The sequence below is a fragment of the Streptomyces sp. NPDC111628 genome (assembly GCF_055635195.1).
Window position 1 is genome coordinate 552,558 of sequence record NZ_JBVKBZ010000001.1, and the last position, 24,914, is coordinate 577,471.

The window sequence follows — 24,914 nt, forward strand, 5'->3', positions numbered from 1 at the left end:
CTACTGAGTAGCCATGGCGGGACAGAAGATCCGCATCCGGCTCAAGGCCTACGACCACGAGGTCATCGACTCTTCGGCGAAGAAGATCGTCGAGACGGTGACTCGCACTGGTGCGTCGGTCGCGGGCCCGGTGCCGCTGCCCACTGAGAAGAACGTGTACTGCGTCATCAAGTCGCCGCACAAGTACAAGGACTCGCGCGAGCACTTCGAGATGCGCACGCACAAGCGCCTGATCGACATCCTCGACCCGACCCCCAAGACCGTTGACTCTCTGATGCGACTCGACCTCCCGGCCGGTGTCGACATCGAGATCAAGCTCTGAAGGCCGGTGATCTGAGAATGGCTAAGCAGATCAAGGGCATCCTGGGCGAGAAGCTCGGCATGACGCAGGTGTGGGACGAGAACAACCGCGTTGTTCCGGTCACCGTCGTCAAGGCCGGCCCCAACGTCGTCACCCAGGTCCGCACGAACGACGTCGACGGCTACGAGTCCGTCCAGATCGCGTTCGGCGAGATCGACCCGCGCAAGGTGAACAAGCCCCTCAAGGGCCACTTCGCCAAGGCCGACGTCACCCCCCGCCGTCACCTCGTCGAGATCCGCACCGCCGACGCCGCCGAGTACACGCTCGGTCAGGAAGTCAGCGCCGAGGTCTTCGAGTCCGGCGTGAAGGTCGACGTCACCGGCAAGAGCAAGGGCAAGGGCTTCGCCGGTGTCATGAAGCGTCACAACTTCAAGGGCCTCGGCGCCGGACACGGCACCCAGCGCAAGCACCGCTCCCCGGGCTCCATCGGTGGCTGCGCCACTCCGGGCCGCGTGTTCAAGGGCCTCCGCATGGCGGGCCGCATGGGCAACGAGCGGGTCACCACCCAGAACCTGACCGTCCACGCCGTTGACGCGGAGAAGGGTCTGCTGCTCATCAAGGGCGCGGTTCCCGGTCCGAACGGCGGCCTCGTCCTGGTCCGCACCGCGGCCAAGGGGGCCTGAGGTACCGATGAGCACTGTTGACATCCTTTCGCCTGCCGGCGAGAAGACCGGAAGCGTCGAGCTCCCCGCGGAGATCTTCGGCGTGGAGAAGATCAGCATTCCGCTGATCCACCAGGTCGTCGTCGCGCAGAACGCCGCTGCCCGCCAGGGCACGCACAAGACCAAGCGTCGCGGCGAGGTCCGTGGTGGCGGCAAGAAGCCGTACCGCCAGAAGGGCACCGGCCGCGCCCGCCAGGGTTCGACCCGTGCGCCGCAGTTCGCCGGCGGTGGCGTCGTCCACGGCCCGCAGCCGCGTGACTACTCGCAGCGGACCCCGAAGAAGATGAAGGCCGCGGCCCTGCGCCACGCCCTCACCGACCGGGCCCGCCACGACCGCATCCACGTCGTCACCGGCGTCATCGAGGGCGACAACCCGTCCACGAAGGCCGCCCGGACGCTGTTCGGCAAGATCTCGGAGCGCAAGAACCTGCTCCTGGTCGTCGACCGCGCCGACGAGGCCGCGTGGCTGTCCGCCCGCAACCTGCCCCAGATCCACATCCTGGAGCCGGGCCAGCTGAACACGTACGACGTTCTCGTCTCGGACGACGTGGTCTTCACCCAGGCCGCTTTCGAGTCCTTCGTGTCTGGCCCCAACAAGGCCGCTGACACCGAAGGGAGCGAAGCCTGATGGCTACGCGTCACCCGAGCATCGCCTCCAAGGCGGCCAAGGCCGCCAAGGCCGCGCGCGTCGCCAAGGCGCGCCGCCACGAGGCCGAGGGCAAGAACACCGTCGTCACCCCGGTCAGCAAGTCGTTCACGGACCCCCGTGACGTGCTGCTGAAGCCGGTCGTGTCCGAGAAGAGCTACGCGCTCCTCGACGAGAACAAGTACACGTTCATCGTCGCGCCGGGCTCCAACAAGACCCAGATCAAGGAGGCCGTCCAGGCGGTCTTCTCGGTCAAGGTCACCGGGGTCAACACGATCAACCGCCAGGGCAAGCGGAAGCGGACCCGCACGGGCTTCGGCAAGCGTGCCGACAGCAAGCGCGCGATCGTGACCCTCGCCGAGGGCGACCGTATCGACATCTTCGGCGGTCCTACCTCCTGACGGAGGTCGGATCGTCCGGAATCGGACGAGGACTGAGAAATGGGAATCCGCAAGTACAAGCCGACTACGCCGGGCCGTCGCGGCTCCAGCGTCGCCGACTTCGTCGAGGTCACGCGGTCCACGCCGGAGAAGTCGCTGGTCCGCCCGCTGCACAGCAAGGGCGGCCGTAACAACGCCGGTCGTGTGACCGTTCGCCACCAGGGTGGCGGACACAAGCGCGCCTACCGTGTCATCGACTTCCGTCGGCACGACAAGGACGGCGTGCCGGCGAAGGTCGCGCACATCGAGTACGACCCCAACCGCACCGCGCGCATCGCGCTGCTGCACTACGCCGACGGCGAGAAGCGCTACATCCTCGCCCCGCGCAACCTGCAGCAGGGCGACCGCGTCGAGAACGGTCCCGGGGCCGACATCAAGCCGGGCAACAACCTGGCGCTCCGCAACATCCCGGTCGGTACCACGATCCACGCGATCGAGCTCCGTCCCGGTGGCGGCGCCAAGTTCGCCCGCTCCGCCGGTGCCTCCGTGCAGCTGCTCGCGAAGGAGGGCTCGATGGCCCACCTGCGCATGCCGTCCGGAGAGATCCGCCTGGTCGACCAGCGCTGCCGCGCCACGGTCGGCGAGGTCGGCAACGCCGAGCAGAGCAACATCAACTGGGGCAAGGCGGGCCGTAAGCGCTGGCTGGGCGTTCGCCCGACCGTGCGTGGTGTGGTCATGAACCCGGTGGACCACCCGCACGGTGGTGGCGAAGGCCGTACCTCGGGTGGTCGCCACCCGGTGTCCCCCTGGGGCAAGAAGGAAGGCCGTACTCGTTCGCCCAAGAAGGCGTCGAACAAGTACATCGTCCGCCGCCGCAAGACGAACAAGAAGCGCTAAGGACGGGTTGAGATGCCTCGTAGCTTGAAGAAGGGACCCTTCGTCGACGACCACCTGATCAAGAAGGTGGACGTCCAGAACGAAGCCGGTACCAAGAACGTCATCAAGACCTGGTCCCGTCGCTCGATGATCGTCCCGGCGATGCTCGGCCACACGATCGCGGTGCACAACGGCAAGACCCACATCCCGGTGTTTGTCACCGAGTCCATGGTCGGCCACAAGCTCGGCGAGTTCTCGCCGACGCGCACCTTCCGGGGTCACGTCAAGGACGACCGGAAGTCGAAGCGCCGCTAGTCAGCGGGGTGTGAAAGATCATGACAAACACTGAAGGGACAACCATGGAAGCCAGGGCCCAGGCGCGGTACATCCGCGTCACGCCCATGAAGGCCCGCCGCGTGGTGGACCTCATCCGTGGCATGGATGCCACGGAGGCTCAGGCGGTCCTGCGTTTCGCCCCGCAGGCCGCGAGCGTGCCGGTCGGCAAGGTGCTGGACAGCGCCATCGCCAACGCCGCGCACAACTACGACCACACCGACGCCGACAGCCTCTTCATTTCCGAGGCGTACGTCGACGAGGGCCCGACCCTGAAGCGGTTCCGTCCGCGCGCCCAGGGCCGTGCCTACCGGATCCGCAAGCGGACCAGCCACATCACCGTGGTCGTCAGCAGCAAGGAAGGAACCCGGTAATGGGCCAGAAGGTAAACCCGCACGGGTTCCGGCTCGGTGTCACGACCGACTTCAAGTCGCGTTGGTACGCCGACAAGCTGTACAAGGACTACGTCAAGGAAGACGTCGCCATCCGTCGGATGCTGACGTCCGGCATGGAGCGCGCCGGCATCTCCAAGGTCGAGATCGAGCGCACCCGTGACCGCGTCCGCGTGGACATCCACACGGCTCGTCCGGGCATCGTCATCGGCCGCCGCGGTGCGGAGGCCGACAAGATCCGCGGTCAGCTCGAGAAGCTCACCGGCAAGCAGGTCCAGCTGAACATCCTCGAGGTCAAGAGCCCCGAGACCGACGCTCAGCTGGTTGCCCAGGCCGTCGCCGAGCAGCTCTCCTCCCGCGTCTCCTTCCGTCGCGCCATGCGCAAGAGCATGCAGGGCACGATGAAGGCCGGCGCCAAGGGCATCAAGATCCAGTGCGGTGGCCGCCTCGGTGGCGCCGAGATGTCCCGCTCGGAGTTCTACCGCGAGGGCCGTGTGCCCCTGCACACGCTCCGCGCGAACGTGGACTACGGCTTCTTCGAGGCCAAGACGACCTTCGGCCGCATCGGTGTGAAGGTCTGGATCTACAAGGGCGACGTCAAGAACATCGCCGAGGTCCGCGCCGAGAACGCCGCTGCCCGCGCCGGCAACCGCCCGGCCCGTGGTGGCGCCGACCGCCCGGCCCGCGGTGGCCGCGGTGGCGAGCGTCGTGGGCGCAAGCCGCAGCAGCAGTCGGCTCCGGCCGCCGAGGCCCCCAAGGCCGAGGCGCCCGCCGCTGCCGCTCCGGCCGAGGCGCCGTCCTCTTCTACAGGCGGAACGGAGGCCTGACCGAAATGCTGATCCCCCGTAGGGTCAAGCACCGCAAGCAGCACCACCCGAAGCGTCGTGGTCAGGCCAAGGGCGGTACGACGGTTGCGTTCGGCGAGTACGGCATCCAGGCCCTCACGCCGGCGTACGTGACCAACCGCCAGATCGAGGCCGCCCGTATCGCGATGACCCGCCACATCAAGCGTGGCGGCAAGGTCTGGATCAACATCTACCCGGACCGCCCGCTCACGAAGAAGCCGGCCGAGACCCGCATGGGTTCCGGTAAGGGTTCTCCCGAGTGGTGGATCGCGAACGTGCACCCGGGCCGGGTCATGTTCGAGCTGTCCTACCCCAACGAGAAGATCGCCCGTGAGGCGCTGACCCGTGCGGCCCACAAGCTGCCGATGAAGTGCCGGATCGTCAAGCGCGAGGCAGGTGAAGCGTGATGTCGGCCGGTACCAAGGCGTCCGAGCTGCGCGAGCTGGGCAACGAGGAGCTTCTGGCGAAGCTCCGCGAGGCCAAGGAAGAGCTGTTCAACCTCCGCTTCCAGGCGGCGACGGGCCAGCTCGAGAACCACGGTCGGCTCAAGGCCGTCCGTAAGGACATCGCCCGGATCTACACCCTGATGCGTGAGCGCGAGCTGGGCATCGAGACGGTGGAGAGCGCCTGATGAGCGAGAGCAACGTGACTGAAGAGACGAAGGCCGCGCGCGGCTTCCGCAAGACCCGGCAGGGTCTGGTCGTCAGCGACAAGATGGACAAGACCGTCGTCGTCGCCGTCGAGGACCGCGTGACCCACGCCCTGTACGGCAAGGTCATCCGCCGTACCGAGAAGCTCAAGGCTCACGACGAGCAGAACGCCGCGGGCGTCGGCGACCGTGTCCTCCTCATGGAGACCCGGCCGCTGTCCGCGACGAAGCGCTGGCGCGTCGTCGAGGTTCTCGAGAAGGCCAAGTAAGAAATCTCCTGCGGGGCATTCCTCGCAGGACAGTTCCGCCAGGCTCCGGGAGTCGTTCACCCAGGTGACCGACTCCCGGGGAACCGGCAGACATTCAGGAGATAGACGTGATCCAGCAGGAGTCGCGGCTGCGTGTCGCCGACAACACGGGTGCGAAGGAAATCCTGACCATCCGTGTGCTCGGTGGCTCGGGCCGCCGCTACGCGGGTATCGGTGACGTCATCGTCGCCACCGTCAAGGACGCGATCCCCGGTGGCAACGTGAAGAAGGGTGACGTCGTCAAGGCGGTCATCGTTCGCACCGTCAAGGAGCGCCGCCGTCCCGACGGCTCGTACATCCGCTTCGACGAGAACGCCGCCGTCATTCTGAAGAACGACGGCGACCCTCGCGGCACCCGTATCTTCGGCCCGGTGGGCCGTGAGCTGCGCGAGAAGAAGTTCATGAAGATCATCTCCCTCGCGCCGGAGGTGCTGTGAGCATGAAGATCAAGAAGGGCGACCTGGTCCAGGTCATCACCGGTAAGGACAAGGGCAAGCAGGGCAAGGTCATCGCGGCCTTCCCCCGCGAGGACCGCGTCCTGGTCGAGGGTGTCAACCGGGTCAAGAAGCACACCAAGGCCGGGCCGACCGCTCGCGGTTCGCAGGCCGGCGGCATCGTGACCACCGAGGCCCCGATCCACGTCTCCAACGTCCAGCTGGTCGTGGAGAAGGACGGCAACAAGGTCGTCACGCGCGTCGGTTACCGCTTCGACGACGAGGGCAACAAGGTTCGCGTTGCCAAGCGGACGGGTGAGGACATCTGATGGCTACCACCACCACTCCGCGTCTCAAGACGAAGTACCGCGAGGAGATCGCGGGCAAGCTGCGTGAGGAGTTCTCCTACGAGAACGTCATGCAGATCCCCGGCCTCGTGAAGATCGTGGTCAACATGGGTGTCGGCGACGCCGCCCGTGACTCGAAGCTGATCGAGGGCGCGATCCGCGACCTGACCACCATCACGGGTCAGAAGCCGGCCGTCACCAAGGCTCGCAAGTCCATCGCGCAGTTCAAGCTGCGTGAGGGTCAGCCGATCGGTGCCCACGTCACGCTCCGTGGCGACCGCATGTGGGAGTTCCTGGACCGCACCCTGTCGCTCGCGCTGCCGCGCATCCGCGACTTCCGCGGTCTGTCCCCCAAGCAGTTCGACGGCCGTGGCAACTACACCTTCGGTCTCACGGAGCAGGTCATGTTCCACGAGATCGACCAGGACAAGATCGACCGCACCCGGGGTATGGACATCACCGTGGTGACCACGGCGACCAACGACGCCGAGGGCCGCGCGCTCCTCCGTCACCTCGGCTTCCCCTTCAAGGAGGCGTGAGCGAGATGGCGAAGAAGGCTCTGATTGCCAAGGCTGCTCGCAAGCCCAAGTTCGGTGTCCGCGGCTACACGCGCTGCCAGCGCTGCGGCCGTCCGCACTCCGTCTACCGCAAGTTCGGCCTGTGCCGCGTGTGCCTTCGTGAGATGGCTCACCGTGGCGAGCTGCCGGGCGTGACCAAGAGCTCCTGGTAATCCGGTAATTCCGGGTTATTCAGACTCTCGGTAAGTATCTGGGTGGGCAGAGGCCCGGCTCCGCATGCCTTAGGCTTGCGGGGTTGGGCGTCTGTCGCCCCAATCGACTTACTACGCCGTAGGTCCACCGCGCCGCACCCGTCCCGTCTCGGATCGGGGAGAGGGATGGCGCACCAGGAAACCACGGCGAGAGAGGCCGAAGGCCAATTCATGACCATGACTGATCCGATCGCAGACATGCTTACGCGTCTGCGGAACGCGAACTCGGCGTACCACGACTCCGTGACGATGCCGGCGTCCAAGATCAAGTCTCACATCGCGGAGATCCTCCAGCAGGAGGGCTTCATCACCGGCTGGAAGACCGAGGACGCCGAGGTTGGCAAGAACCTCACCCTCGAGCTGAAGTTCGGTCCGAACCGTGAGCGCTCCATCGCGGGCATCAAGCGGATCTCCAAGCCCGGTCTCCGGGTGTACGCGAAGTCCACCAACCTGCCCAAGGTGCTGGGCGGCCTCGGCGTGGCGATCATCTCCACGTCCCACGGGCTCCTCACCGACAAGCAGGCCGGCAAGAAGGGCGTAGGCGGAGAAGTCCTCGCCTACGTCTGGTAACGGAAGGGAACGGAGGAAACAGCTATGTCGCGCATCGGCAAGCTCCCCATCGCGGTTCCCGCCGGCGTGGACGTCACCATCGACGGCCGTACGGTCGCGGTCAAGGGCCCCAAGGGTTCGCTGACCCACACCGTCGTGGCGCCGATCGACATCGCCAAGGGTGAGGACGGCGTGCTGAACGTCACCCGCCCCAACGACGAGCGTCAGAGCAAGGCCCTGCACGGCCTGTCCCGCACGCTGGTGGCGAACATGATCACCGGCGTGACCCAGGGTTACGTGAAGAAGCTCGAGATCAGCGGTGTCGGTTACCGCGTGCTCGCCAAGGGTTCGAACCTGGAGTTCTCCCTCGGCTACAGCCACCCGATCCTGGTCGAGGCCCCCGAGGGCATCACCTTCAAGGTGGAGAACCCGACCCACTTCTCGGTCGAGGGCATCGACAAGCAGAAGGTCGGCGAGGTTGCGGCCAACATCCGCAAGCTGCGCAAGCCCGACCCGTACAAGGCCAAGGGCGTCAAGTACGAGGGCGAAGTCATCCGCCGCAAGGTCGGAAAGGCGGGTAAGTAAGCCATGGCATACGGACAGAAGATCCTCAAGGGCGACGCCTACAAGCGCGCCGCGATCAAGCGCCGCCACATCCGGATTCGCAAGAATCTCTCGGGTACGGCGGAGCGTCCCCGTCTGGTCGTTACCCGCTCGAACCGCCACATCGTGGCCCAGGTGATCGACGACATCAAGGGTCACACCCTGGCGTCGGCGTCCACCCTGGACACCTCGATCCGTGGTGGCGAGGCCGACAAGTCCGCGCAGGCCAAGCAGGTCGGCGCCCTGGTCGCCGAGCGCGCCAAGGCTGCCGGTGTCGAGGCCGTCGTGTTCGACCGTGGTGGTAACCAGTACGCCGGGCGCATCGCCGCCCTGGCGGACGCCGCCCGCGAAGCCGGACTGAAGTTCTGAGCCGGTTCCGTAACGCTAGCGGAAACAGAGAGAGGTAATTCCAATGGCTGGACCCCAGCGCCGCGGCAGCGGTGCCGGTGGCGGCGAGCGGCGGGACCGGAAGGGCCGTGACGGTGGCGCAGGTGCCGCCGAGAAGACCGCTTACGTTGAGCGCGTCGTCGCGATCAACCGCGTCGCCAAGGTTGTGAAGGGTGGTCGTCGCTTCAGCTTCACCGCGCTGGTCGTGGTGGGCGACGGTGACGGCACCGTGGGTGTCGGATACGGCAAGGCCAAGGAGGTGCCGGCCGCCATCGCCAAGGGTGTTGAGGAGGCCAAGAAGCACTTCTTCAAGGTCCCCCGCATCCAGGGCACCATCCCGCACCCCATCCAGGGTGAGAAGGCTGCCGGCGTCGTGCTGCTCAAGCCCGCGTCCCCCGGTACCGGCGTTATCGCCGGTGGTCCGGTGCGCGCCGTGCTCGAGTGCGCCGGTATCCACGACATCCTGTCGAAGTCGCTCGGCTCCGACAACCAGATCAACATCGTGCACGCGACCGTGGAGGCCCTCAAGGGCCTGCAGCGTCCCGAGGAGGTCGCGGCCCGCCGTGGCCTGCCGCTCGAGGACGTCGCCCCCGCGGCCCTTCTCCGCGCACGTGCCGGGGCGGGTGCGTAATCATGGCGCAGCTCAAGATTACGCAGGTCAAGTCCTACATCGGCAGCAAGCAGAACCACCGTGACACCCTGCGCTCCCTTGGTCTCAAGGGGATCAACACGCAGGTCGTCAAGGAGGACCGCCCCGAGTTCCGCGGCATGGTGCACACCGTCCGCCACCTCGTGACGGTCGAGGAGGTCGACTGATCATGGCGGAGAACAACCCGCTCAAGATCCACAACCTCCGTCCCGCCCCGGGCGCCAAGACCGCCAAGACCCGTGTGGGTCGTGGTGAGGCGTCGAAGGGTAAGACGGCCGGTCGTGGTACCAAGGGTACGAAGGCCCGTTACCAGGTTCCGGAGCGCTTCGAGGGTGGCCAGATGCCCCTCCACATGCGTCTTCCGAAGCTGAAGGGCTTCAAGAACCCGTTCAAGACCGAGTTCCAGGTCGTGAACCTCGACAAGCTGGCCGCGCTGTACCCCGAGGGTGGCGAGGTCACCGTCGAGGGCCTCGTGGCCAAGGGTGCCGTTCGCAAGAACAGCCTCGTCAAGGTCCTCGGCCAGGGCGAGATCTCCGTGGCGCTGCAGGTGACGGTCGACGCCGTCTCCGGCTCCGCCAAGGAGAAGATCACCGCCGCCGGCGGTACCGTCACCGAGCTCGTCTGAACCCTTCAGGCGTCTCGATGACTTGAGCGATCCCGACCGGGGATGCCCCACAAAAGGGGTATCCCCGGTTGGTCGTTCCTAGGGGAGTGCCTCCGCCGGTAAGGTGGCCTGCGCTGCCCTCTTTCACGGGTGCGTCACATGAGGCACTCTTGGCGGCGGTTCAGCGTTACTCCCTTAGCCGTCCACTTATCAGTCGTCAGTCGAACCTCAAGACCGTCACCCTTGACGCAGTAGCGCGGGGGTCGCAGGAGGCACCGTGCTCACCGCGTTCGCCCGGGCGTTCAAGACGCCCGACCTGCGCAAGAAGCTGCTCTTCACGCTCGGCATCATCGTGGTGTACCGACTCGGTACCCACATCCCCATTCCAGGCGTCGACTACAAGAACGTCCAGGAGTGCGTGGACCAGGCGTCCGGCAACCAGGGCCTCTTCGGCCTGGTCAACATGTTCAGCGGTGGCGCCCTGCTGCAGATCACGGTCTTCGCGCTCGGCATCATGCCGTACATCACGGCGAGCATCATTCTGCAGCTGCTGACCGTCGTGATCCCGCGCCTGGAAGCCCTCAAGAAGGAGGGCCAGGCCGGTACGGCGAAGATCACGCAGTACACCCGCTACCTGACCGTCGCGCTCGCCATCCTCCAGGGCACCGGCCTGGTGGCCACCGCCCGCAGCGGCGCCCTCTTCTCCGGCTGCACCGTCGCCGGTCAGATCGTGCCCGACCAGGCGATCTTCACCACCGTCGTCATGGTCATCTGCATGACCGCCGGTACCTGTGTCGTCATGTGGCTCGGCGAGCTGATCACCGACCGCGGCATCGGCAACGGCATGTCGATCCTGATGTTCATCTCGATCGCCGCGACCTTCCCCTCCGCCCTGTGGGCCATCAAGAAGCAGGGCGAGCTGGCCGACGGCTGGATCGAGTTCGGCACGGTCATCCTCGTCGGCCTGGTCATGGTCGGCCTGGTGGTCTTCGTGGAGCAGGCCCAGCGCCGCATCCCCGTGCAGTACGCGAAGCGCATGATCGGCCGCCGTTCCTACGGCGGTACCTCGACGTACATCCCGCTCAAGGTGAACCAGGCGGGTGTCATTCCCGTCATCTTCGCCTCGTCGCTGCTCTACATCCCGGCACTGATCGTCCAGTTCTCGAACTCGACGGCGGGCTGGGCCACCTGGATCACGAAGAACCTCGCGGACACCGCGGCGACGCCGCACATCATCCTGTACTTCTTCCTGATCGTCTTCTTCGCCTTCTTCTACGTGGCCATCTCGTTCAACCCCGAGGAAGTCGCGGACAACATGAAGAAGTATGGTGGCTTCATCCCGGGCATCCGGGCTGGCCGACCGACCGCTGAGTATCTGAGCTACGTACTCAACCGGATCACCTGGCCGGGTTCGCTGTACTTGGGTCTGATCGCTCTCGTCCCGACAATGGCGTTGGCTGGTTTCGGGGCAAACCAGAACTTCCCGTTCGGTGGCACCAGCATCCTGATCATCGTGGGTGTCGGTCTCGAGACGGTGAAGCAGATCGAGAGCCAGCTCCAGCAGCGCAATTACGAAGGGTTCCTCCGCTGATGCGAATCGTCCTCGTCGGGCCTCCGGGTGCCGGAAAGGGAACGCAGGCCACCCGCCTTGCCGAGACGCTGCACATTCCGCACATCTCCACGGGCGACCTGTTCCGCGCGAACATCAGCCAGCAGACCGAACTGGGCAAGCTCGCGAAGTCCTACATGGACGCCGGCAATCTCGTGCCGGACGAGGTCACCATCGCCATGGCGAAGGACCGCATGGAGCAGCCCGACGCCGAGGGCGGCTTCCTGCTGGACGGCTTCCCGCGCAACGTCTCCCAGGCCGAGGCGCTGGACGAGCTGCTCGAGACCGAGGACATGAAGCTCGACGCGGTGCTGGACCTGGAGGCCCCGGAGGACGAGGTCGTCAAGCGGATCGCCGGCCGGCGCGTCTGCCGCAACGACTCGGCCCACGTCTTCCACGTGACGTACACGCCGCCGAAGAAGGAAGGCGTCTGCGACGTCTGCGGCGGCGAGCTGTACCAGCGGGACGACGACTCCGAGGAGACGGTCCGCAAGCGGCTCGAGGTCTACCACACGCAGACCGAGCCGATCATCGACTACTACAAGTCGCAGGGCCTGGTCGCCACCATCGCGGCGACGGGCCCCGTGGACGAGGTCACCCGCCGTGCGCTGGAGGCGCTCAAGCGCGACAAGTAGTACTCCGCCCGGCTGCAGCCGCGGTCCCTCGCTCAGGGGGCCGCGGCTGTGCTGTGGGGTGGGGCGGCTCCGCCCCGTATCGTGGAACCGCGTCCCCGTCCCTGCTTCCCTCCCCGTCCTCCCCGTCCTCCCCGTCTTCCCCTTCTCCGGTCCAGTCCAGAAAGGCCGCAGCCCCCATGGTGCAGATCAAGAACCCCGAGCAGATCGCCAAGATGCGCGAGGCGGGGCTGGTCGTCGCCGCCATCCACGCGGCCACGCGCGAGGCCGCCGTGCCCGGCGCGACGACCAAGGACCTGGACCAGGTCGCCCGCAAGGTCCTCGCGGAGCACGACGCCAAGCCGAACTTCCTCGGGTACGGCGGCTTCCCCGCCACCATCTGCACCTCGGTGAACGAGGTCGTCGTCCACGGCATCCCGTCCGACGACGTGGTGCTCAAGGACGGCGACGTCATCTCCATCGACTGCGGCGCGATCATCGACGGCTGGCACGGCGACGCCGCCTACACGGCCTTCGTCGGCTCCGGTCACTCCCCGGAGCTGGTCGAGCTCTCCCGGGTGACCGAGGAGTCGATGTGGGCGGGCATCGCCGCCATGAAGCAGGGCAACCGCCTGGTGGACGTCTCCCGCGCCATCGAGACCTACATCCGCCGCCAGCCCAAGCCCGGCGGCGGCAAGTACGGGATCATCGAGGACTACGGCGGCCACGGCATCGGCACCGAGATGCACATGGACCCGCACCTGCTGAACTACGTCGAGCGCAAGCGCGGCAAGGGCCCGAAGCTCGTCCCCGGCTTCTGCCTCGCCATCGAGCCGATGGTCTCCCTCGGCACCCCCCGCACGGAGGTCCTCTCCGACGAGTGGACGGTCATCACCACCGACGGCACCTGGTCCTCCCACTGGGAGCACTCGGTGGCCCTGACGGAACAGGGCCCGCTGGTCCTGACGTCCCCCGACGGGGGCAAGGCCAAGCTGGCGGAGCTGGGCATCACGGCTGCCCCCGATCCGCTGGCGTGACGCCGGCCCGAGCCACGACTGCCGGCGTGAAGGATCGGTCGGGGGCAGGGCGAAGCTGGCGGGTGCCTGGGGATCACGGCTGCCCCCGACCCCCTTGCATAACGATCTCGCATCCGGGGCAGACTTCCTCGTTTCGCCTTTCCGGGTTTGCTGACGTAGACTGACTCGTCGGCTCCCGTGCACCCCCATGTCTTGAGGGTTGCGCGATGAGTTGATCAAGGTAGTCGATTCGAAGGGCGAAGCGTGGCCAAGAAGCAAGGTGCCATCGAGATCGAAGGCACTGTCGTCGAGTCTCTTCCGAACGCCATGTTCAAGGTGGAGCTCCAGAACGGCCACCAGGTCCTGGCACACATCAGCGGCAAGATGCGTATGCACTACATCCGCATCCTCCCTGACGACCGGGTCGTGGTGGAGCTGTCTCCGTACGACCTGACGCGTGGCCGGATCGTCTACCGGTACAAGTAGATCTTGCCCACGTCCCGCGTGTTCCGCGCGCGGGTCCGCCGGCAACTGACCCGGAGAACCTCACACCCATGAAGGTCAAGCCGAGCGTCAAGAAGATCTGCGACAAGTGCAGGGTGATCCGCCGTCACGGCCGGGTCATGGTCATCTGCGACAACCCGCGCCACAAGCAGCGCCAGGGCTGAAGCCTGACCGTTCCCTCCGCGATTCGCATGACTTCGCGCGACGCGAGCTGAACATGTTCATACGCAGGACCCGGGCGCCCAGGCGTCCGACACCCCCGGTTCGGAGGCCGGGGACCCGATACGTACCTCATACGGCGACCGGGGACCGGTTCTGTGGAAGACCTCCGACAATCAACTGGAGCCATTGAATGGCACGCGTTTCCGGTGTTGACATCCCGCGCGAAAAGCGCGTCGAGATCGCCCTCACCTACGTGTTCGGCATCGGCCGGACCCTCTCGCAGCAGACGCTCGCCGCCACCGGCGTGGACCCGAACACCCGTGTTCGGGACCTCTCCGAGGAGCAGCTCGTCGCGATCCGCGAGTACGTCGACAACAACATCAAGACCGAGGGTGACCTCCGTCGCGAGGTGCAGGCCGACATCCGCCGCAAGGTGGAGATCGGCACCTACCAGGGTCTGCGCCACCGTCGCGGTCTGCCCGTCCGCGGTCAGCGCACCAGCACCAACGCCCGCACCCGCAAGGGTCCGCGTCGCGCCATCGCCGGCAAGAAGAAGCCGGGCAAGAAGTAGTCCGCAGCGGACTTCGCCGTCCAGCGGTCTTCGCTGTAGGACCGACCACCTCCCGTAGGAGAACGACATGCCCCCCAAGGGACGTCAGGGCGCTGCCAAGAAGGTGCGCCGCAAGGAAAAGAAGAACGTCGCTCACGGCCACGCGCACATCAAGAGCACGTTCAACAACACGATCGTGTCCATCACGGACCCGACCGGCAACGTGATCTCCTGGGCCTCCGCCGGCCACGTCGGCTTCAAGGGCTCCCGGAAGTCCACGCCGTTCGCCGCGCAGATGGCCGCCGAGTCGGCTGCCCGTCGCGCGCAGGAGCACGGCATGCGCAAGGTCGACGTCTTCGTCAAGGGCCCGGGTTCCGGTCGTGAGACCGCCATCCGCTCCCTGCAGGCGACCGGCCTCGAGGTCGGCTCCATCCAGGACGTCACGCCGACCCCGCACAACGGCTGCCGTCCGCCGAAGCGTCGTCGCGTCTGATCCCGCTTCACCGCGGCATCGCTTCACCAGGGTTTCCGGGCGGTACGGCTCTTTCGGGTCGTATCGCCCGTACCCTTGCAGTACTGGTCGGGCGTCAAATAGCGGGCGCCCCTGACTGAAGGATCACCACATGCTGATCGCTCAGCGTCCCTCGTTGACCGAAGAGGTCGTCGACGAGTTCCGCTCCCGGTTCGTCATCGAGCCGCTGGAGCCGGGCTTCGGCTACACCCTCGGCAACTCCCTGCGCCGCACCCTCCTCTCGTCGATTCCCGGCGCTGCTGTCACCAGCATCCGCATCGACGGTGTCCTGCACGAGTTCACCACCGTGCCGGGCGTCAAGGAGGACGTCACCGACCTGATCCTCAACATCAAGCAGCTGGTCGTCTCCTCGGAGCACGACGAGCCCGTCGTGATGTACCTGCGCAAGCAGGGCCCGGGTCTGGTCACCGCCGCCGACATCGCGCCCCCGGCCGGTGTCGAGGTGCACAACCCCGACCTCGTCCTCGCCACGCTCAACGGCAAGGGCAAGCTGGAGATGGAGCTGACCGTCGAGCGCGGTCGCGGCTACGTCTCCGCCGTGCAGAACAAGCAGGTCGGTCAGGAGATCGGGCGCATCCCGGTCGACTCGATCTACTCGCCGGTTCTCAAGGTCACGTACAAGGTCGAGGCCACGCGTGTCGAGCAGCGCACCGACTTCGACAAGCTGATCGTCGACGTCGAGACCAAGCAGGCGATGCGTCCGCGCGACGCCATGGCGTCGGCCGGCAAGACCCTGGTCGAGCTGTTCGGTCTCGCCCGCGAGCTGAACATCGACGCCGAGGGCATCGACATGGGTCCGTCCCCGACGGACGCCGCGCTCGCCGCCGATCTGGCGCTGCCGATCGAGGAGCTGGAGCTCACCGTTCGGTCGTACAACTGCCTCAAGCGCGAGGGCATCCACTCCGTGGGTGAGCTCGTGGCGCGGTCCGAGGCCGACCTGCTCGACATCCGCAACTTCGGTGCGAAGTCGATCGACGAGGTCAAGGCGAAGCTGGCCGGCATGGGCCTCGCGCTCAAGGACAGCCCGCCCGGATTCGACCCGACCGCCGCCGCGGACGCCTTCGGCGCCGACGACGACGCGGACGCGGGCTTCGTGGAGACCGAGCAGTACTGATCGGCACCACTTCCGGGGGCCTCGTGAAGGCCCCCGGATCTCCGACAGGCGGCCGCCTGCTCGGATACTGACTTCGGTACCTGATACGGCCGGGGCAGACACCTAGGAGAAACATCATGCCGAAGCCCACCAAGGGTGCCCGTCTGGGCGGCAGTGCCGCGCACGAGAAGCTGCTCCTCGCGAACCTGGCGAAGAGCCTCTTCGAGCACGGCCGGATCACCACCACCGAGGCGAAGGCGCGCAAGCTGCGTCCGTACGCCGAGCGTCTGGTCACCAAGGCGAAGAAGGGCGACCTTCACAACCGCCGTCAGGTGCTCCAGGTGATCACGGACAAGAGCATCGTCCACACGCTCTTCACCGAGATCGGCCCGCGCTACGAGAACCGTCCCGGTGGCTACACCCGGATCACCAAGATCGGTAACCGCCGTGGCGACAACGCGCCCATGGCCGTCATCGAGCTGGTCGAGGCGCTGACCGTGGCGCAGGAGGCCACGGGCGAGGCCGAGGCCGCGACCAAGCGTGCCGCGAAGGACGCCGAGGGCACCGAGGCCGTCGAGACCAAGGTCGACACGACCAAGGGCGACGACGAGGCCGCGGCCGAGGAGTCGAAGGACGCGTAAGCGTTCTGCCGGGGGCTGTGCGATTTCGGCTGCGGCTTTCGTCGTGGCTGGTCGCGCAGTTCTCCGCGCCCCTTGAGGGCGTTGCGGGTCCGCTCCTTTCGAGGGGCGGGCCCGCTTTTTCGTTGGTGAGAGGATCTCTGGGTGAGTGACGAAGTTGAGGCCGGGTTTGTGCGGGTGCGGCTGGATCTCTCCTATGACGGGAGGGAGTTCTCCGGGTGGGCCAAGCAGGCCGGGGGGCGGCGGACCGTGCAGGGGGAGATCGAGGACGCGCTGCGGACGGTCACGCGGTCGCGGGAGACGTACGAGCTGACGGTCGCCGGACGGACCGACGCGGGCGTGCACGCCCGGGGCCAGGTCGCCCATGTCGATCTGCCGCGCGAGGTGTGGGCCGAGCACCACGTGAAGCTGCTCAAGCGGCTCGCGGGGCGGCTGCCCAGGGACGTGCGGGTCTGGGCGCTGCGCGAGGCGCCCAGTGGCTTCAACGCCCGTTTCTCGGCGGTCTGGCGGCGCTACGCCTACCGGGTCACCGACAACCCGGGCGGCGTCGACCCGCTGCTGCGCGGGCACGTGCTGTGGCACGACTGGCCGCTCGACGTGGACGCCATGAACGAGGCCGCCCGCGGACTGCTGGGCGAGCACGACTTCGCCGCCTACTGCAAGAAGCGGGAGGGGGCGACCACCATCCGGACGCTCCAGGAGCTGAGTCTCGTGCGGGGTGAGGACGGGATCGTCACCGCCACCGTGCGGGCCGACGCCTTCTGCCACAACATGGTGCGTTCGCTGATCGGGGCGCTGCTGTTCGTCGGCGACGGGCACCGCGGGCCCGACTGGCCGGCCAAGGTGCTCGCCGCGGGCGTACGCGACTCGGCCGTGCACGTCGTACGGCCGCACGGGCTGACGCTGGAGGAGGTCGGTTACCCGGCCGACGAACTGCTGGCCGCCCGGAACAAGGAGGCGCGCAACAAGCGGTCGCTGCCGGGCACCGGCTGCTGCTGACGGGGCGGGCGGTGGGCGTCAGCCCGCGTCCGCCGCCGCCGACGCCTGGGCCTCACCGCGTCGGCGGATCTGCCGGAAGGCGAACTCGGCCAGGTCGTCACCGGCCCGGAAGACGCCGGTGGACTTCTCCGTGACGTCCTTGGCGCCGGTGAAGCCGGCGACCGTGAAGTAGGCGTAACGGCCGTAGGAGTTGGTGGTGGAGCGGCAGACGGCGCCGGTGCAGAAGGACTTGACGCCGCCGCCGGACAGGGAGCGCACGATGCTCTTCTTGTCGGCGTCCTTCTTGGCCTTCGCGGCCTGCGCCTCGGTGTCGAAGACGGCCACGCCGACCGTCACGGCGGTGTCGCCCTTGGTGTAGGTGACCCGGAGCAGGCGCGTGCACTTGTTGGCGTCGAGGACCTTCGGCAGGGTGCCCTGGACGGCGGAGCCGCAGGTGCGGGTGTCGGCCGTCGGGCCCTTCTTGTAGACCGTCTCGCCCATGGTCAGCTGGGTCCCGGGGAAGAGCAGGTCCGGGCTGAGCGGGGCCTTGTCCTTCTTGACGCTGGAGACGAAGTCCTTCGGGTCCAGCGGCGGCGGGGCGCTGGTCGGGGCGAAGGACGGCTCGGTGGCCGTCGAGCTGGGTATCTCCGCGGTCGTGGGGAGCTGGGAGGAACCGCCGTCGGACGCCTGGTCCGAGCCGTTCGCCGAGACCACGGCCACCGCGACGGCACTGGCTATCGCCACGGTGGCCAGCGCGCCGCCCCCGATGAAGAACAGCCGGCGCCGCTTGGCACGGGCCTCGGAGGCCTCGGCGAGGGCAGCCCAGTCCGGCGTGTTGTCACTGTTCCCGCTGTTCCAGGGCTGCTGCGACTGCGGCTGCTGTGACTGCTGAGACTGCGGCTGCTGCGATTGCGGTGTCCAGGGATCCCACTGCGACTGAGGTCCCCCCTGCCCAAAGCTCATGGGGCGCATCTTAGGCCCTGTCGTCAGTCTCCCGTCGTCCGCCCGAAGGGCGGGCTCGGCGGCGTCTGGTGCGTGCAGCTGCAAGGCGGAGGAGGGAGTCGACGCGGAGCGTCGGCGACTGACGACAACGCCGCAGATGTGCGTGCCAGACGCCGCCGAGCAGGCGGGAGACTGACGACAGGGCCTGTGACGGGCCGAAGGGCGTGCTGGTGCCGGGACTTGGGGGTGGCAGGGCCTAGCGTTCCGTGCATGCGGACGGGCAAAAGCGACATCTCCGGGTGGTTGGTGCAACCGGCGGGAAGGCATCCGTGGGCGGTGCTCGTGACGGTGCTGGCGGCCTCCGCCGCGCACGCGGCACGGACGACCTCGGACGGCGGCATGGACAACGCGATCGTCGTGCGGGCCGCCCGCACCTGGCTGGCCGGTGGCTCTCCCTACGACGACCCGCACTTCCTCTACCTGCCGAGCGCCGTCCTGGCTGCCGTCCCGCAGGCGCTGCTGCCCGGGGCCGTCCTGCGGGTCCTGGTGCCCTGCGCGGTGACCGTCCTGCTGACGCTGGCCTGGGCCTGCGCGCTGCGCCTGCACCGGGTGCCGCTGGGCAGCAGGCTCGCGGTCCTCGGGCTGACCGGGCTCGCGCTGGGCTTCGCGCCGTTCGGGCACCTGGTACGGCTCGGCAACTGGACGGTGACGGCGACGGTGGCACTGCCGCTGGCCCTGCTGCTGGCGAGCCGGGGGCGCTGGACGGGGGCGGGGATCGTCATCGGGGCGGCCGTGGCGCTCAAGCCGCTGCTCGCGCCCGTCGTCCTGCTCTTCCTCTTCGCCGGACGGTGGCGGGCGCTGCTCGCGGCCGTCCTGGTGCCCGCGCTGGCCTCCGCCGCGGCGGCGCTGGCGATGCCCGACCCGGCGGGCTTCTTCACCCGCACCCTGCCCTTCCTGCTGCACGGCGACGACGGCTTCGTACGGCTCTACGAAGCCTCCCCGGCGGCCGTACTGCCCCGGCTCGGGGTGCCGCCGGCGCTCGCGCAGGGGCTCGCGGTGGCGGCGGCCTCGGCCGGGGTGCTCTGCGCGTACCGGCGCTGGCGCCGTGCCGACCCCGGTCCGCTGCGGCTCGCGGAGACCGGCGCGGGACTGATGCTCTCGGCGTTCCTCGTCTCCCGGCCGTCCTACGACCACTATCTCCTGGTCGCCCTGCCGCTGCTGCTCGCGGGGCTGCCGTACGCCGGGTCGGTGGCCCGCGGGGTGTGGTTCTGGATCGCCCTGGTGCCCCAGGCACCCGGGCTGACCTGGCCCTGGCTGGAGGGGGAGCGGCGGCGTGCCTTCCGGGACGCGTTCACGCTCTGCGTCCTCGCGGTGACGGTCGCCCGGCAGGCCCGGACCTCTCCGGCGGGCGCCGGAGAGCGGGTGCCCCCGGGGCGTGCGCCGGAGCCGGAGCGCGCCCCCGCGGCCCCGTTTTGACCGGGCCGCCCGGGCCCGGGTATTCTGCACAGTCGTATGTGTATTGGCTTGCTCATTCTCACGTGAGGGGCCCTTACACCGGTCCACCGGGACCGATGACCAGCGACCTGCACGCGGTATGCGTCACCGCGGTGCGGTCAGGGCTGTCGTGATCGTCTTCGGTGACCATGTCAGGACCACTCACTGAAGAAGCGAAGGCTACGAACCGTGCGTACGTACAGCCCCAAGCCCGGCGATGTGACGCGCCAGTGGCACGTCATCGACGCCCAGGACGTCGTCCTGGGTCGTCTGGCCACCACTGCGGCCTCCATCCTGCGCGGCAAGCACAAGCCGATCTACGCGCCCCACGTCGACACCGGTGACTTCGTCATCATCATCAACGCCGACAAGGTGCACCTCTCCGGCAACAAGCGGACCCAGAAGATGGCGTACCGCCACTCCGGCTACCCGGGCGGTCTGCGCTCCGTGCGCTACGACGAGCTCCTGGACAAGAACCCGGAGAAAGCCGTCGAGAAGGCCATCAAGGGCATGCTCCCGAAGAACTCCCTGGGCCGTCAGATGCTCTCGAAGCTGAAGGTCTACAAGGGTGACCAGCACCCGCACGGCGCGCAGCAGCCGCAGCCGTTCGAGATCACCCAGGTCGCGCAGTAGTTCCGGCCACCCTTTAAGACTGAAGAGAATCTGAGGAGCATCGTGGCCGAGACCACTCCCGAGCAGCCGCTCGAAGAGATCGACATCGACAGCTACACCACCGAGTCCGAGGTGCCCGTCGAGGGCGAGTACACCTCGGAGTCGATGGCCTCCGCGTTCGGCGAGCCCCAGCCGGCCGCCGGCCTGGGCCGTCGCAAGAACGCCATCGCCCGTGTCCGGATCGTCCCGGGCACCGGCAAGTGGAAGGTCAACGGGCGCACGCTCGAGGACTACTTCCCGAACAAGGTGCACCAGCAGGAAGTCAACGAGCCCTTCAAGGTGCTCGAGCTCGACAACCGCTACGACGTCATCGCCCGCATCTCCGGCGGCGGCGTCTCCGGTCAGGCCGGTGCGCTCCGTCTCGGTGTCGCCCGCGCGCTGAACGAGGCCGACGTGGACAACAACCGCGGCGCGCTGAAGAAGGCCGGTTACCTGAAGCGTGACGACCGTGCGGTCGAGCGCAAGAAGGCCGGTCTGAAGAAGGCCCGCAAGGCCCCGCAGTACAGCAAGCGCTAAGTCGTACCGGCTGTACTCCGAACGCCCCGGCGGCACGCCACTGTGCTGCCGGGGCATTCGTTTATCCCTGCCGTTGGGCGTATAACGGCACAAGACGTTCTAAGGCTTATGTGATCGATGGTCGGGCGATGCGTGCCCGGGCCTTCGGGAGCCGACTGCGTGGGCCGCATTCAGGGCAGCCGCTTCCGGAATTGACGTTTCCTCAGGAGGACAAGTGGGACGACTCTTCGGTACGGACGGCGTGCGCGGCGTCGCCAACGCGGATCTGACGGCCGAGCTGGCGCTGGGCCTCTCCGTCGCCGCGGCGCACGTACTGGCCGAGGCGGGTACCTTCGCCGGGCACCGGGCGACCGCGGTGGTCGGCCGGGACCCGCGTGCCTCCGGTGAGTTCCTGGAGGCCGCGGTGGTCGCGGGCCTCGCCAGCGCCGGTGTGGACGTGCTGCGGGTCGGCGTGCTGCCGACGCCCGCGGTGGCCCACCTCACCGGCGCGCTCGGTGCCGACCTCGGTGTGATGCTGTCCGCCAGCCACAACGCCATGCCCGACAACGGCATCAAGTTCTTCGCCCGCGGCGGCCACAAGCTGGCCGACGAGCTGGAGGACCGCATCGAGTCCGTCTACGCCGACCACCGCACCGGCGCCCCCTGGGAGCGCCCGACCGGCGCCGGTGTCGGCCGGGTCCGCGACTACGACGAGGGGCTCGACCAGTACGTCGCCCACCTCGTCGGTGTCCTGCCGAACCGCCTCGACGGACTGAAGATCGTCCTCGACGAGGCGCACGGCGCGGCCTCCCGGGTCTCGCCGGAGGCGTTCGCGCGGGCCGGTGCCGAACTGGTCACCATCGGCGCGGTGCCCGACGGCCTCAACATCAACGACGGCTGCGGCTCCACCCACCTCGACCTGCTCAAGGCGGCCGTCGTCGAGCACGGCGCGGACCTCGGCATCGCCCACGACGGCGACGCGGACCGCTGCCTGGCCGTGGACCACACCGGTGCGGAGATCGACGGCGACCAGATCCTCGCCGTGCTGGCGCTCGCGATGCGGGAGCGGGAGGCGCTGCGGTCCGAAACCGTCGTGGCCACCGTCATGTCCAACCTGGGCTTCAAGCTCGCCATGGAGCGCGAGGGCATCCGGTTCGTGCAGACCGGGGTCGGCGACCGGTACGTCCTGGAGGAGATGAAGGAGCACGGCTACGCCCTGGGCGGCGAGCAGTCCGGCCACGTCATCATCCTCGACCACGCCACGACGGGTGACGGCACGCTGACCGGGCTGATGCTGGCGGCGCGGGTCGCGCAGACCGGGCGTACGCTGGCGGACCTCGCGTCCGTGATGGAGCGGCTGCCGCAGGTGCTGGTCAATGTGCCGGACGTGGACAAGTCGCGGGTGACGAGCTCTGCCGAGCTGGCGACCGCCGTGGCCGAGGCCGAACGGGAGCTTGGCAGCACCGGGCGGGTGTTGCTGCGTCCGTCGGGGACCGAGCCGCTGGTGCGGGTGATGGTGGAAGCGGCCGATATCGAGCAGGCTCGGTCCGTGGCGGGGCGGTTGGCCGATTCGGTGAAGTCTGCGCTCGGTTAGTTTTCGGTGCCGGGTTCGGGGTGGGGGTTCTGTGTGATGCGGGCTGCGGGTTCGTTGTGGCTTGTCGCGCAGTTCCCCGCGCCCCTAGGTGGGCTTGCCCATCCGGCGTCGTTGGGTTGACCACAACGCCTTCTGGGCCAGCAACGTGAGGGTTCCGGCGACCACGATGCCTGCCAGGTTGAGCAGGAGTTGTTCGGTGGAGCCCACTGTCTGGTTGGTGTCGCCGAAGCTCAGGGCGACGGCGGCGTTCGCGGCCGCCGGGACCGTGGTGACCGAGATGGCGACGCCCACCAGGGCGCCGGACTTCGCCGAGGTGAGGGACAGCGTGCCCGCGATGCCGGCGAGGATCGCCACCACGAAGGAGAAGGCGTCCGGGGCGTAGACGAAGCCGGTGTTGGGCCGGTCGCCCTCCAGCTTGGCCTCGCTGAACTGGCCGAACTCGGTCATGATCCAGCTGAAGCCCACAGTCACCGCCATCGCCACCGCGAAGCCCACCAGCAGGGCGATCAGGGAACGCAGGGCGAGGCGCGGTGCCTTCTGGACGATCGCCGTGCAGATCCCGGCCAGCGGGCCGAACTCCGGGCCGACCGCCATCGCGCCCACGATCAGGATCGCGTTGTCGAGGACGACACCGCAGGCCGCGATCATCGTGGCGAGCGTGATGAAGGCGACGTAGGTGATGGAGAGCGTCGACTCCTCGTGCGTCGCCTCCTCCAACTGCTCCCACAGCACCGCGTCGGCGGCCTCGCCGGGCGCGTCCCGCTCCGCCTGGTCGGCGCGCTCGGACAGCGACAGGTCGATGTTCCCGGCGGTGATGGCGCCGCAGCTGTCGATGCCCAACGCCCGCAGGCCGTTGATGAGTTCGTCCCCGGCTTCGCGGGCCACGTCGCACATGACGACGTCGCCCTCGGGTTCGCGGGCGGCGCCCGGCAGGACGACGAGGTGGGTGGTGCCGACCGTACGGTCGATCAGGCGGACCACCTCGTCGGTGCGGTCGGCCGGAGTGATCAGGCGCAGATGCAGCATCCGGTATTTCTATCGCGCCGCCAGCCCCACGTGCCCCGCCCGCCCCACATGCGTCGCCCGCCTCACAGCTTGCGCAGGCTCAGGCGTTGGACCTTGTGGTCGGGGCCCTTGCGCAGTACCAGGGTGGCCCGGCCCCGGGTGGGGGCCACGTTCTCCACCAGGTTGGGCTTGTTGATGGTCCGCCAGGTGGTGCGGGCGTAGTCGAGGGCCTCCTCCTCCGACACCTGCGTGTACCTGCGGAAGTACGAGGAGGGGTTCTGGAAGGCGGTCGCGCGCAGCTTGCGGAAGCGGTTGAGGTACCAGCGCTCGATGTCCTCCGTGCGCGCGTCGACGTACACGCTGAAGTCGAAGTAGTCGGCGAGCCCGACCCTGGTGCGGCCGTCCTTGCCGGGCAGCGCGGGCTGGAGCACGTTGAGGCCCTCGACGATCAGGATGTCGGGGCGGCGGACGACGAGCCGCTGGTCCGGGACGATGTCGTAGATGAGGTGGGAGTAGACGGGGGCGGTCACCTCCGCCTTGCCCGCCTTGATGTCGGCGACGAACCGGGTGAGCGCCCGGCGGTCGTACGACTCGGGGAAACCCTTCCGCGACATCAGGCCGCGCGCCTCCAGCTCCCGTGTCGGCAGCAGGAAGCCGTCGGTGGTGACCAGTTCCACGCGCGGGTGCTCGGGCCAGCGGGAGAGCAGCGCCTGGAGCAGGCGGGCGACGGTGGACTTGCCGACCGCGACCGAACCGGCGACCCCTATGACGAAGGGCGTGCCGGACTGGGAGCCCTGCTCGCCGAGGAACGTGTTCAGCGCGCCGCGCAGACCGTCGGTGGCGCCGACGTAGAGGTTGAGGAGCCGGGACAGCGGGAGGTAGATGTCCCGCACCTCGTCGAGGTCGATGACATCGCCGAGGCCGCGCAGCTTCTCGACCTCCTCGGCGGTCAGCGGCAGCGGCGTCTTGTCGCGCAGCGCGCTCCACTCGGGGCGGGTGAGGTCGACGTAGGGAGTCGCCTCCGGCCGTTGCCGGTGGGCGCTCCGGGGAATCGAGGGGACCGGAGAGATCACAGTCCATTGTTAACGGAGTACGAACGGGGCGGCAGGTGGGCTGTGTCACGTCGGCCGGTCCGCCGTGGCCCGCCGGCCTCCGGCGGGGCCCGTCCAGATCACGGTCGGGTCTCGGATGGCCAGTTATCGATCGTACGTGCGAATGCCGTAGG

At 68.0% G+C, this 24,914-nt stretch carries 38 protein-coding genes; 35 read left to right on the top strand and 3 right to left on the bottom strand.

Going from position 1 to position 24,914, the window contains the following annotated elements:
- The first annotated feature begins 13 nt into the window (after positions 1-13).
- The 31 genes from rpsJ (at position 14) to truA (ending at position 17,508) form a co-directional block, all read left to right on the top strand.
- Positions 14-322: a 30S ribosomal protein S10 gene (rpsJ, locus tag ACZ7MF_RS02690; protein WP_003948644.1), complete on the top strand. Its 309-nt coding sequence runs from the start codon at positions 14-16 to the stop codon at positions 320-322.
- A gap of 17 nt (positions 323-339) precedes the next feature.
- Positions 340-984 carry a 50S ribosomal protein L3 gene (gene rplC / locus ACZ7MF_RS02695; RefSeq protein ID WP_356855202.1) on the top strand — a complete coding sequence of 215 codons (645 nt, stop codon included), beginning with the start codon at positions 340-342 and terminating at the stop codon, positions 982-984.
- Between the two features lie 7 nt (positions 985-991).
- Positions 992-1,651, top strand: a complete 660-nt coding sequence (rplD, locus tag ACZ7MF_RS02700) for a 50S ribosomal protein L4 (RefSeq protein WP_310871732.1) — start codon at positions 992-994, stop codon at positions 1,649-1,651.
- A complete protein-coding gene (rplW, locus tag ACZ7MF_RS02705) occupies positions 1,651-2,070 on the top strand; it encodes a 50S ribosomal protein L23 (RefSeq protein WP_356855199.1) in 420 nt (139 codons plus the stop codon). The genes rplD and rplW overlap by 1 nt, the downstream gene beginning before the upstream one ends.
- Positions 2,071-2,109: 39 nt before the next feature.
- Complete coding sequence (rplB, locus tag ACZ7MF_RS02710; protein WP_030400225.1) at positions 2,110-2,946, top strand: 50S ribosomal protein L2; 837 nt, start codon at positions 2,110-2,112, stop codon at positions 2,944-2,946.
- A gap of 12 nt (positions 2,947-2,958) precedes the next feature.
- Positions 2,959-3,240 carry a 30S ribosomal protein S19 gene (rpsS, locus tag ACZ7MF_RS02715; protein ID WP_003948639.1) on the top strand — a complete coding sequence of 94 codons (282 nt, stop codon included), beginning with the start codon at positions 2,959-2,961 and terminating at the stop codon, positions 3,238-3,240.
- 44 nt (positions 3,241-3,284) lie between these two features.
- The gene (gene rplV / locus ACZ7MF_RS02720) at positions 3,285-3,632 is read left to right on the top strand and encodes a 50S ribosomal protein L22 (RefSeq protein ID WP_003974262.1); all 348 of its coding nucleotides are present in this window, start codon (positions 3,285-3,287) and stop codon (positions 3,630-3,632) included.
- Positions 3,632-4,477 carry a 30S ribosomal protein S3 gene (rpsC, locus tag ACZ7MF_RS02725; protein WP_356855196.1) on the top strand — a complete coding sequence of 282 codons (846 nt, stop codon included), beginning with the start codon at positions 3,632-3,634 and terminating at the stop codon, positions 4,475-4,477. The genes rplV and rpsC overlap by 1 nt, the downstream gene beginning before the upstream one ends.
- 5 nt (positions 4,478-4,482) lie before the next feature.
- Entirely contained in the window at positions 4,483-4,902 is a 420-nt protein-coding gene (gene rplP / locus ACZ7MF_RS02730) for a 50S ribosomal protein L16 (protein ID WP_004927269.1), read from the top strand.
- On the top strand, positions 4,902-5,126 hold the full coding sequence (gene rpmC, locus ACZ7MF_RS02735; RefSeq protein WP_003974259.1) for a 50S ribosomal protein L29: 225 nt from the start codon (positions 4,902-4,904) through the stop codon (positions 5,124-5,126). The genes rplP and rpmC overlap by 1 nt, the downstream gene beginning before the upstream one ends.
- Positions 5,126-5,413: a 30S ribosomal protein S17 gene (gene rpsQ, locus ACZ7MF_RS02740; protein ID WP_003974258.1), complete on the top strand. Its 288-nt coding sequence runs from the start codon at positions 5,126-5,128 to the stop codon at positions 5,411-5,413. The genes rpmC and rpsQ overlap by 1 nt, the downstream gene beginning before the upstream one ends.
- Positions 5,414-5,520: 107 nt before the next feature.
- Complete coding sequence (gene rplN, locus ACZ7MF_RS02745) at positions 5,521-5,889, top strand: 50S ribosomal protein L14 (RefSeq protein WP_003974257.1); 369 nt, start codon at positions 5,521-5,523, stop codon at positions 5,887-5,889.
- 2 nt (positions 5,890-5,891) lie between these two features.
- Complete coding sequence (rplX, locus tag ACZ7MF_RS02750) at positions 5,892-6,215, top strand: 50S ribosomal protein L24 (RefSeq protein WP_003974256.1); 324 nt, start codon at positions 5,892-5,894, stop codon at positions 6,213-6,215.
- Positions 6,215-6,772, top strand: coding sequence for a 50S ribosomal protein L5 (gene rplE / locus ACZ7MF_RS02755; protein WP_003974255.1), 558 nt, complete (start codon positions 6,215-6,217; stop codon positions 6,770-6,772). The genes rplX and rplE overlap by 1 nt, the downstream gene beginning before the upstream one ends.
- Before the next feature lie 5 nt (positions 6,773-6,777).
- Entirely contained in the window at positions 6,778-6,963 is a 186-nt protein-coding gene (locus ACZ7MF_RS02760; RefSeq protein ID WP_003948630.1) for a type Z 30S ribosomal protein S14, read from the top strand.
- 210 nt (positions 6,964-7,173) lie between these two features.
- Positions 7,174-7,572 (top strand): 30S ribosomal protein S8, encoded by a 399-nt coding sequence (gene rpsH, locus ACZ7MF_RS02765; protein WP_003974254.1) that lies wholly within the window; start codon positions 7,174-7,176, stop codon positions 7,570-7,572.
- Positions 7,573-7,596: 24 nt separating this feature from the next.
- Positions 7,597-8,136, top strand: a complete 540-nt coding sequence (gene rplF, locus ACZ7MF_RS02770) for a 50S ribosomal protein L6 (RefSeq protein ID WP_194276370.1) — start codon at positions 7,597-7,599, stop codon at positions 8,134-8,136.
- A 3-nt stretch (positions 8,137-8,139) separates the two neighbouring features.
- Positions 8,140-8,523, top strand: coding sequence for a 50S ribosomal protein L18 (gene rplR / locus ACZ7MF_RS02775; RefSeq protein WP_003974252.1), 384 nt, complete (start codon positions 8,140-8,142; stop codon positions 8,521-8,523).
- A 43-nt stretch (positions 8,524-8,566) separates the two neighbouring features.
- On the top strand, positions 8,567-9,172 hold the full coding sequence (gene rpsE / locus ACZ7MF_RS02780) for a 30S ribosomal protein S5 (RefSeq protein WP_153178388.1): 606 nt from the start codon (positions 8,567-8,569) through the stop codon (positions 9,170-9,172).
- Between the two features lie 2 nt (positions 9,173-9,174).
- The gene (gene rpmD, locus ACZ7MF_RS02785) at positions 9,175-9,357 is read left to right on the top strand and encodes a 50S ribosomal protein L30 (protein ID WP_003974250.1); all 183 of its coding nucleotides are present in this window, start codon (positions 9,175-9,177) and stop codon (positions 9,355-9,357) included.
- A 2-nt stretch (positions 9,358-9,359) separates the two neighbouring features.
- Positions 9,360-9,815 (top strand): 50S ribosomal protein L15, encoded by a 456-nt coding sequence (gene rplO, locus ACZ7MF_RS02790; protein ID WP_003974249.1) that lies wholly within the window; start codon positions 9,360-9,362, stop codon positions 9,813-9,815.
- A gap of 256 nt (positions 9,816-10,071) precedes the next feature.
- On the top strand, positions 10,072-11,385 hold the full coding sequence (gene secY, locus ACZ7MF_RS02795) for a preprotein translocase subunit SecY (protein WP_003974248.1): 1,314 nt from the start codon (positions 10,072-10,074) through the stop codon (positions 11,383-11,385).
- Complete coding sequence (locus ACZ7MF_RS02800; protein ID WP_356855190.1) at positions 11,385-12,038, top strand: adenylate kinase; 654 nt, start codon at positions 11,385-11,387, stop codon at positions 12,036-12,038. The genes secY and ACZ7MF_RS02800 overlap by 1 nt, the downstream gene beginning before the upstream one ends.
- A 176-nt stretch (positions 12,039-12,214) precedes the next feature.
- Positions 12,215-13,051, top strand: coding sequence for a type I methionyl aminopeptidase (map, locus tag ACZ7MF_RS02805; protein ID WP_471474097.1), 837 nt, complete (start codon positions 12,215-12,217; stop codon positions 13,049-13,051).
- A 243-nt stretch (positions 13,052-13,294) separates the two neighbouring features.
- Positions 13,295-13,516, top strand: a complete 222-nt coding sequence (gene infA, locus ACZ7MF_RS02810; protein WP_003948620.1) for a translation initiation factor IF-1 — start codon at positions 13,295-13,297, stop codon at positions 13,514-13,516.
- Between the two features lie 68 nt (positions 13,517-13,584).
- Positions 13,585-13,698, top strand: a complete 114-nt coding sequence (gene rpmJ / locus ACZ7MF_RS02815) for a 50S ribosomal protein L36 (protein ID WP_003974245.1) — start codon at positions 13,585-13,587, stop codon at positions 13,696-13,698.
- 188 nt (positions 13,699-13,886) lie between these two features.
- Positions 13,887-14,267 (top strand): 30S ribosomal protein S13, encoded by a 381-nt coding sequence (gene rpsM / locus ACZ7MF_RS02820; RefSeq protein ID WP_003974244.1) that lies wholly within the window; start codon positions 13,887-13,889, stop codon positions 14,265-14,267.
- 67 nt (positions 14,268-14,334) lie between these two features.
- Positions 14,335-14,739, top strand: coding sequence for a 30S ribosomal protein S11 (gene rpsK, locus ACZ7MF_RS02825; protein WP_003948617.1), 405 nt, complete (start codon positions 14,335-14,337; stop codon positions 14,737-14,739).
- Positions 14,740-14,869: 130 nt separating this feature from the next.
- A complete protein-coding gene (locus tag ACZ7MF_RS02830; RefSeq protein WP_003966937.1) occupies positions 14,870-15,892 on the top strand; it encodes a DNA-directed RNA polymerase subunit alpha in 1,023 nt (340 codons plus the stop codon).
- Positions 15,893-16,008: 116 nt separating this feature from the next.
- A complete protein-coding gene (gene rplQ, locus ACZ7MF_RS02835) occupies positions 16,009-16,512 on the top strand; it encodes a 50S ribosomal protein L17 (protein WP_356855184.1) in 504 nt (167 codons plus the stop codon).
- 141 nt (positions 16,513-16,653) lie between these two features.
- Positions 16,654-17,508, top strand: a complete 855-nt coding sequence (gene truA, locus ACZ7MF_RS02840) for a tRNA pseudouridine(38-40) synthase TruA (protein ID WP_471474099.1) — start codon at positions 16,654-16,656, stop codon at positions 17,506-17,508.
- A gap of 18 nt (positions 17,509-17,526) precedes the next feature.
- Here the strand turns inward: truA and ACZ7MF_RS02845 are convergent, their stop codons facing one another.
- Positions 17,527-18,450, bottom strand: a complete 924-nt coding sequence (locus ACZ7MF_RS02845) for a hypothetical protein (protein ID WP_471474100.1) — start codon at positions 18,448-18,450, stop codon at positions 17,527-17,529.
- A 249-nt stretch (positions 18,451-18,699) separates the two neighbouring features.
- Here ACZ7MF_RS02845 and ACZ7MF_RS02850 point away from each other — a divergent pair, with 249 nt between their 5' ends.
- From ACZ7MF_RS02850 to glmM, 4 genes are all read left to right on the top strand, one after another.
- Positions 18,700-19,905: a glycosyltransferase family 87 protein gene (locus ACZ7MF_RS02850; protein ID WP_471474101.1), complete on the top strand. Its 1,206-nt coding sequence runs from the start codon at positions 18,700-18,702 to the stop codon at positions 19,903-19,905.
- Between the two features lie 207 nt (positions 19,906-20,112).
- The gene (rplM, locus tag ACZ7MF_RS02855) at positions 20,113-20,556 is read left to right on the top strand and encodes a 50S ribosomal protein L13 (RefSeq protein ID WP_003974239.1); all 444 of its coding nucleotides are present in this window, start codon (positions 20,113-20,115) and stop codon (positions 20,554-20,556) included.
- A gap of 42 nt (positions 20,557-20,598) precedes the next feature.
- Entirely contained in the window at positions 20,599-21,111 is a 513-nt protein-coding gene (gene rpsI, locus ACZ7MF_RS02860; protein WP_003974238.1) for a 30S ribosomal protein S9, read from the top strand.
- A 214-nt stretch (positions 21,112-21,325) separates the two neighbouring features.
- Complete coding sequence (gene glmM, locus ACZ7MF_RS02865; RefSeq protein WP_471474103.1) at positions 21,326-22,684, top strand: phosphoglucosamine mutase; 1,359 nt, start codon at positions 21,326-21,328, stop codon at positions 22,682-22,684.
- Between the two features lie 84 nt (positions 22,685-22,768).
- Here the strand turns inward: glmM and ACZ7MF_RS02870 are convergent, their stop codons facing one another.
- Together ACZ7MF_RS02870 and coaA are read right to left on the bottom strand one after the other, a co-directional pair.
- Positions 22,769-23,710, bottom strand: coding sequence for a DUF389 domain-containing protein (locus ACZ7MF_RS02870; protein ID WP_471474105.1), 942 nt, complete (start codon positions 23,708-23,710; stop codon positions 22,769-22,771).
- A gap of 62 nt (positions 23,711-23,772) precedes the next feature.
- Positions 23,773-24,762 (bottom strand): type I pantothenate kinase, encoded by a 990-nt coding sequence (coaA, locus tag ACZ7MF_RS02875; protein WP_471474106.1) that lies wholly within the window; start codon positions 24,760-24,762, stop codon positions 23,773-23,775.
- Positions 24,763-24,914: the final 152 nt, after the last annotated feature.